This window comes from Candidatus Igneacidithiobacillus taiwanensis (assembly GCF_031962545.1).
In the GTDB taxonomy this organism is placed as follows: Bacteria; Pseudomonadota; Gammaproteobacteria; order Acidithiobacillales; family Acidithiobacillaceae; genus Igneacidithiobacillus; species Igneacidithiobacillus taiwanensis.
Window position 1 is genome coordinate 1 of the sequence record NZ_JAVRKK010000126.1, and the last position, 6155, is coordinate 6155.

General features: G+C 56.7%; 8 protein-coding genes. 1 reads left to right on the forward strand and 7 read right to left on the reverse strand.

Annotation, left to right across the window (positions count from 1 at the left end; genetic code table 11):
* Positions 1–118 precede the first annotated feature (118 nt).
* Genes ssb through RTI30_RS11770 form a run of 4 tightly spaced genes read right to left on the reverse strand, consistent with a single transcriptional unit; the run spans position 119 to position 3116 of the window.
* The gene (gene ssb, locus RTI30_RS11755; RefSeq protein WP_312283828.1) at positions 119–610 is read right to left on the reverse strand and encodes a single-stranded DNA-binding protein; all 492 of its coding nucleotides are present in this window, start codon (positions 608–610) and stop codon (positions 119–121) included.
* Between the two features lie 27 nt (positions 611–637).
* Positions 638–1255, reverse strand: a complete 618-nt coding sequence (locus RTI30_RS11760) for a hypothetical protein (protein WP_312283829.1) — start codon at positions 1253–1255, stop codon at positions 638–640.
* Positions 1252–2145, reverse strand: a complete 894-nt coding sequence (locus RTI30_RS11765; RefSeq protein WP_312283830.1) for a DNA adenine methylase — start codon at positions 2143–2145, stop codon at positions 1252–1254. Before RTI30_RS11765 ends, RTI30_RS11760 begins: the two co-directional genes overlap by 4 nt.
* Positions 2146–2147: 2 nt before the next feature.
* Positions 2148–3116 (reverse strand): hypothetical protein, encoded by a 969-nt coding sequence (locus tag RTI30_RS11770; protein WP_312283831.1) that lies wholly within the window; start codon positions 3114–3116, stop codon positions 2148–2150.
* Between RTI30_RS11770 and RTI30_RS11775 the strand changes: the two genes are divergently transcribed.
* Complete coding sequence (locus RTI30_RS11775) at positions 3117–3245, forward strand: hypothetical protein (protein WP_312283832.1); 129 nt, start codon at positions 3117–3119, stop codon at positions 3243–3245.
* Position 3246: 1 nt separating this feature from the next.
* Here RTI30_RS11775 and RTI30_RS11780 read toward each other — a convergent pair whose 3' ends face one another.
* The 3 genes from RTI30_RS11780 to RTI30_RS11790 form a co-directional block, all read right to left on the reverse strand.
* A complete protein-coding gene (locus RTI30_RS11780; RefSeq protein WP_312283833.1) occupies positions 3247–4098 on the reverse strand; it encodes an ATP-binding protein in 852 nt (283 codons plus the stop codon).
* 9 nt (positions 4099–4107) lie between these two features.
* Positions 4108–5079, reverse strand: coding sequence for a DUF1376 domain-containing protein (locus tag RTI30_RS11785; protein ID WP_312283834.1), 972 nt, complete (start codon positions 5077–5079; stop codon positions 4108–4110).
* A gap of 125 nt (positions 5080–5204) precedes the next feature.
* The gene (locus RTI30_RS11790; protein WP_312283835.1) at positions 5205–5774 is read right to left on the reverse strand and encodes a Bro-N domain-containing protein; all 570 of its coding nucleotides are present in this window, start codon (positions 5772–5774) and stop codon (positions 5205–5207) included.
* Between the last annotated feature and the right edge of the window lie 381 nt (positions 5775–6155).

A 6155-nucleotide genomic window follows, 5' to 3' on the forward strand; every position in this document is an offset into this window, starting at 1 on the left:
TCGATGGATTACCGGCTAATGAAACCCTGCCGGATGATCAACGGAGCGCCGCCTAACCTATGTTAGCAAAATCTGATACACCAGATTTGACTATAGCTCGGGCAGGCCCCGATTCGCGTTAGAACCGTACACGCGGGAGTGCATGGCCAGTCCGATGGGTATCCGCCTTGGTGATGAACGGGATGTCATCATCAAAATCTTCCGTAGGTGGAGTGCCCATGTCCCCGCCGCCCCCACCGCCATGCTGTGGCGTGGGACTGTCGCCATCGGACCCGTCGCGTCGGCTACCAATCAACTGGAGCCGGTCGCCGGCAATCTCGGTGGAATAGCGCTCCTGACCGTCTTTGTCAGTCCACTTGCGCGTGCGTAGTCGCCCCTCGATGTATGCCTCGCTTCCCTTGCGCAGATACTCTCCGGCGATCTCCGCCCTGCGTTCCCAGAACACCACCCGATGCCACTCCGTCCGTTCCTGGCGGTCACCGTTCTTGTCCTTGAAAGTTTCCGACGTAGCAATCGAAAGGGTGGCTACAGCCTTTCCGTCCGGCATATACCGCATCTCCGGATCACGCCCCAGACGCCCCAATATAATTACCTTGCACACACCTGCCATTTTCCAACTCCTTTGATCAATACAACCTCAACGTCCAACTTGCCTGAAGAAATCTCTTACCGCGTCCTTCAGCCCCTGACACTCATGAATGCCATCTGGAACATCCTCTGACTCGCACGCATGGATTTTGGCAATGTAGGGCACCATCACGTCCCTGACCTCCAGGCAGTGGTAAAGCCGGTCATCAGCAAAGAAATGAGGCCGGCATTGGGTCAACCCATCCTTCTTCCTTCCATCCACCGTAATCAGACCGGCCCGGGATAGTCCCCAACGATCCAAAGACCAACGTCGTTGCTTTCCGGCAACTTCATCCGGAAGGCAGGTCAACACCGTCACGGAATGGCCCAAGTCCAGCAGCATCCGGGCAGTTTCCATAGATTCCTCAATCGGCGGGATACGTCTCCAGCCATCAGTCATTTCCCAGGTCGCCCAAATCTTCGCCACGTCCGCTTCGGTGAGGTCGTAGCGGGTCGCCAGGTCGTAGACATGAGCCCTTACCGACAGAGGCCGATCCAGAAGACGCTCCGCGCAGCCGCGCCAGGCGCGGTCAAAATCGAACAAAACTCCGTCAGCATCCAGAACGAAACGCAAAGGCCGGGATAGAATGCCTTTGCTACCATTGGATGGATCAGTCCGGTTGTTCACGCTACTCCCTCCATATCGAAAAGCAGGGCTTGCCGGTGGGTTTGCCGTTTTCGGGCGGCATTCCACTCGGTAAGCCGGGGATTCATCCATAGCCGCTCGGTGCGGGCTTGATCCACTTCATCGCCTATCTGAGTGGAGCGATTGGCCCTGCAGACAACCTCAAAATCTACGGTGGACCATCCTTTTTCTCCTTCCAGTAAATCCCGATACAGTTCTGAGGGATAACCAGAAAGAGCCACATAGCCGTTGCACTGCTTCAGGCTTTCCAACAACCGCTCGTGGTCCTCGGTGTCCATTTCGTCAGCGTAGCCGCCATCACTTCTGGTCTCATGGACGTAGGGAGGATCGCAGTAAATCACGGTACCTTCCGAGTCGTACCGCTGGATGACCTTGATGGCATCGTCATGCTCGATCAGGGTGTGCCGCAGCCGATCCCTGACCTGCAGCAGTTCCCCATCAACGACCGTCGCCAAGGCCCGCGCTCGATTGTCCGCGATCCTTGCAAAGGCCCAGGACGGAGTGCGGCCCGTGGATTGGCCAGAAAAGGAGGACCGTGCCACATAAAAGAATCGTGCGGCCCGTTCAATGTCCGGCAGATTCTCGGGCTCGCCCTTCCGCCAGGCGTAAAAGACCGCACGGGAATACGGGGTATTCTGCAGGTACTCCACCAGATCTTCGGCGCGATCCCGCAGGATCATGAAAAAGTGAATGATTTCACTGTTTCGGTCGTTGATGACCTCCACCCCGGCGGGACGCTGGGAAAAGTACACAGCGCCTCCACCAAAGAAAGGCTCCACATACGTCCGCTCTCGGTGTGGGGGAGGAAGCCGGGTCAGAATTTCCTCTGCCAGCCGGGTCTTGCCGCCAATCCAGGGAAAAATAGGCTGCATGGTCAGGCTCCACAGATCAGAGCGTTTTGCATCAGTTCGCTTTCGCTGCCTTTCGATTGCAAAAAATCCTTGCAGATACCGAAGAGTTGCACCATTTCCTCGGAATCTGATTGCCGGATACGCAGGATCTGTTTGCGAATATCCGCAAGCGTCCGGTTCCCCAACACGGTGCTGAGGGTATCAGCCTCTTCTTCCCGGTCAGGGTCACGGAGGACGCGCAGGAGTCCGCCAATGGCACGAAACTCCCGGGCATCAATCAGATAGGGAATCAACTCACGAGCGGGTATAGCCTTATCTCCTACCTGGAACAGGTAATCCAGAAACTCTCGCTGATGGGAGGGGATTGGGACGGGGATTTTGGTTTCGTCTTCGGCGTAGGTATCCCAGTACGCCAACTCCATCTCCGTCGCCGGTGACAGCCGTCCCAAGCGGCTATCCGTTCCATCGAGCGGTTCCAGGGCATCCAGGCGGAGTTCGGCGCGTAGGCCGTAGAGCCTGGCCGTCAGCTCCGCAATCTTCTGTTCTGCCTTGGCCTTCTCTGCTCCGGACTTGTTCCTGAGCAGGCTCTTCTGTTGCCGGATATACGTTTCCAGCAGAAAACCAGCAGGGGACGACGTGGTTGTTTCTTCCTTTTTCCATTTCTTGTGGTAGATGAAGAATTCAAGGGATTCCCTGGAAGCAAACCGGGTGTGGGACTCGACAAAGGCAAGCAAGGAAGGATTCGGGATTGGGTTCGCTCCGCAGAAATCATGCGATTCAACCAGGTGCTGCAGGGCCTTTGTTGCTGCGGAATAGGCAAGATCGGCATGATCTGCCCTGTGGTCTGGTATAGACCAGGTAGCGGCACGAATCTTTGCCAGGATCACTTTCGAGGATCGCTGGATCGCTTGGGTGACCACCTGATCCATGACGTGTTTTTGCCTTGGTGTGAGTTCAATGGCTTCTGACCAGCGGATCAGCCGGATTGCCAATTGAACGCTGCAATCGTACCCCAGGTAGCAAAAATCATTTTTGCGCAGGTCGCTGATGAATTGCCGAGGATCCTCAAAGAATGGGCGCAGATCGCACATATGCAACAACAATCGCTCTCTCTTTTCTGATTTATTGAGCATTTCCGATTCTCCCCCGGCGATGGCTCTGCCAGTCAAAAAGCAGGAGGCCGCCGTTTTCGCACAGCCGATCAAACGCAGGCGTACCCAGATATTGTTCCACGCTCTCCACACTTTCATTGGACAGGATGATGGTTGGCTTCAGGTCCCGATATCGGTGATCGATCACCTCGAATAAGTGCACCCGTTCCCCGTCGCTTCCAAAGGTCTTGCCCACTTCGTCGATGATGAGCAGTTCCACTTCCGCAAAGCCCCTGATGACTTCCAGCTCCGTGCTATTGTTAATGCCATGGCGCCAGGTCTCCCTGATTCGGGCGATGAGGTCGTAGGCAGTAACGTGCAGCACACTGTGACCCATGGACAGCACCGTCCGGGCGATGGCCGCCGCCAAATGGTTCTTGCCGGTGCCGGGATTCCCGCAAAGAATGAGACCGGATCCCTTGCCAGCGTGTGAAGCATTGCGCGCCCGCTCATCGAATTGCTGGGCGTAGTCCCTGCAGGCATCCAGGACCGTCTGTTGTCCAGGGACATCGACCACGTAGTTGTCAAAATCGCAGTCGATGTAGCGGGGGGGTATGGCGGAGCTCTCCATGAGTCGACGGGAAATGCGCTCCGCCGCGCACACAGGGCAGACTGGCGCTCTGTACCGAATAACACCCTGCTCATCCACCATGGAAATGGGATAGCGCCCATGTTGCGCACATTCGCGGTACTGGGGAGGAAGGTCGGGCACTACCGCTAACCCGGAAGGGTCGATTCCCCACTTGGCGAAAAGGTCTCCATACCAGTCACCGACCGGTCTGAGGGGCTGTTCTTTACTGCTGAACTTCCTTGGCATCGACATGGCTACCTCCTAGAGTTTGATGTAATGGGATCCGCCTACGGCGACGGGTGGTATCAGTTGGCGGTTGGGCGGGCTGGCCGTTGATCTGTTTTTGTTCGTCTTTCCATCTGTCGCGCCGCCTTTCAGCATGGCGGCGATGTAACCTACATGAATGCCGGAGCCTTTTTTCTCCAGCGCGATTTCCGCCGCTGCGAGAATGTGCTCATCGGGATGGCGGGCGCACATCTCCTGCACCACAACCATGTGTGGGGCAGCACGGACACCAAGTGTCCGTAATTTCTGGCAGAGGGTGCCTTCACGAGTTGGCGCGGGTGTTTCTGGTGAATCAGAGAGAGGCGTTTCAGGAAACGTTTCCGCCGCCGTTTCAGAAACGATTATATTTTGTTTCTTCTCTGTTTCTTTCTCTGTTTCTTCTCTATCTATAGGAAACGTTTCAGCCGTTTCGTGAAACGTTTCAGTAAAACGCCCTTGAAACGTTTCATCCGAAGTGCTTGCCGGATCTGGTTTCTCTTCAGAAACCTGTTTGGCCTGTTTTTTGGCACGCTGCTCCGTCCGCCAGCGGCGCAGACGGTCCCGATCTTTGGCACGTGGATCTGAAAGGCTTTCGGATGCCTGTTGTGATTTATGGGTCCATGCGTCCAGCGCCATTTCCGCTAGCACCGAATGATAGAGACGGCCGTCAGAACACAAGGAGAAGCCATGCAATGCCATAGGCTTGATCTTCTGCCAGCGTCGACGAGAGCCCTTATAGCCAGCCAGGGATGCCAATATTGTATCGTCGTTGGGGAGGCTGCCGGCGGGCACCTGGCGCATGGCCTCCGTCCACAACTTTACTGCCGCGCCAAATTCCTCATTGTTGGCGAGATGGATAAAGTCGCTGGAATGAAGCCGGCATAAGTCCAATTTCATCCAGCAATGGGACCGCAGATCAATGTCTGGTGGCACTGGCGGTGACGGGAGTGATGGGCAATCATTGGGCATGGGTTCCTCCATGAGGCCGCATCACACGGCTTTGTAATTGCAAATTGGTGGGAGACACCATCCTCGGATGTCTACAATCCTGTGCGATGCACCGGAGCACGAGTTGGGAGCGGGATCCGGGTCGCTCATAGCTTGTCCTCTTTGTGAAAGGGCTTGCCCAGGATGTAGCCGTGGGCTTCCACGATCTCGGCAATCTGCCGGGTGGTGACGACCATGGCGTCATCCAGTACCGGTTCGGCACGATAGCGGCCGTCTTCCTCGAAGGTGAGCAGCAGTTTCATTCCGGGCGGAAGCGTCAGAATGCCGGAGGCGATTGGCTTCGGGCTGCCATACCCGCCGTGCTGCCGAATGGCCGAGAGAACCTCTAGGGTCACCCAGCGGCGGAAGGGTTTGGCTTCTGGCTTACGGCTTTTCAGAAGGGCATGGTAGAGGCCGGATTCGGAGATGATGGTGACTTGCTGCTCGCCGCCACCGCGTCCGTCCGCACTTGTGCTAAGGGTCTCCAATGTGTGGAGGGCAGCTTCATCCTCATCGAGCCAACGAACTATGTGGGTAGCATCGGCAAAGCCGAACACCCGGGCGACATCGCCGGCGACGAACCAGACCTGGCCGTCACGGTCGAGGGTATGGACTTCGATGGAGTGGAACCGAAAGACGGTAGGCGCGGCTACGCCTTGGGGAATGGGTGTGATCATGGTCAGAGTCCTAGAGCGCGGTTGTTCAACCGCCCTTCCTCGCTTCCAAACGAAGGTGGGCGAACCGAACGGGTTGGAAGACCGGCCTCTAGGAACCGGCGAGCCTTGCGGCTCCCCGTCCGGCCCGCCCATAGGAGCAAAGCTAGACCACGGACATAAAAAATGCCGCATCCCATGCGGGAAGGGCGGCTGTCCGCCTAGAGATTCCGGGCTTCCAAACCCGGTCGCGTTGTTGGACGCGACAAAATCAGCGTAGACCCGGAGGCGGCGTGTGTCAAATCGGTGTATGCGTCCACCACCTTTGGCACTGTGGTAGATGTTGGAGGAGGAAGGATAGCGGTGGTTTCTGTCCGAGTCGATGGTGTGGCCGTTCGGCGTTGT

Bases quoted from the DNA above. Each gene is read 5' to 3' on its own strand.
- ssb (WP_312283828.1), bottom strand. From the start codon at position 610: ATGGCAGGTGTGTGCAAGGTAATTATATTGGGGCGTCTGGGGCGTGAT.
- RTI30_RS11765 (WP_312283830.1), bottom strand. From the start codon at position 2,145: ATGCAGCCTATTTTTCCCTGGATTGGCGGCAAGACCCGGCTGGCAGAG.
- RTI30_RS11780 (WP_312283833.1), bottom strand. From the start codon at position 4,098: ATGTCGATGCCAAGGAAGTTCAGCAGTAAAGAACAGCCCCTCAGACCG.
- RTI30_RS11785 (WP_312283834.1), bottom strand. From the start codon at position 5,079: ATGCCCAATGATTGCCCATCACTCCCGTCACCGCCAGTGCCACCAGAC.
- RTI30_RS11790 (WP_312283835.1), bottom strand. From the start codon at position 5,774: ATGATCACACCCATTCCCCAAGGCGTAGCCGCGCCTACCGTCTTTCGG.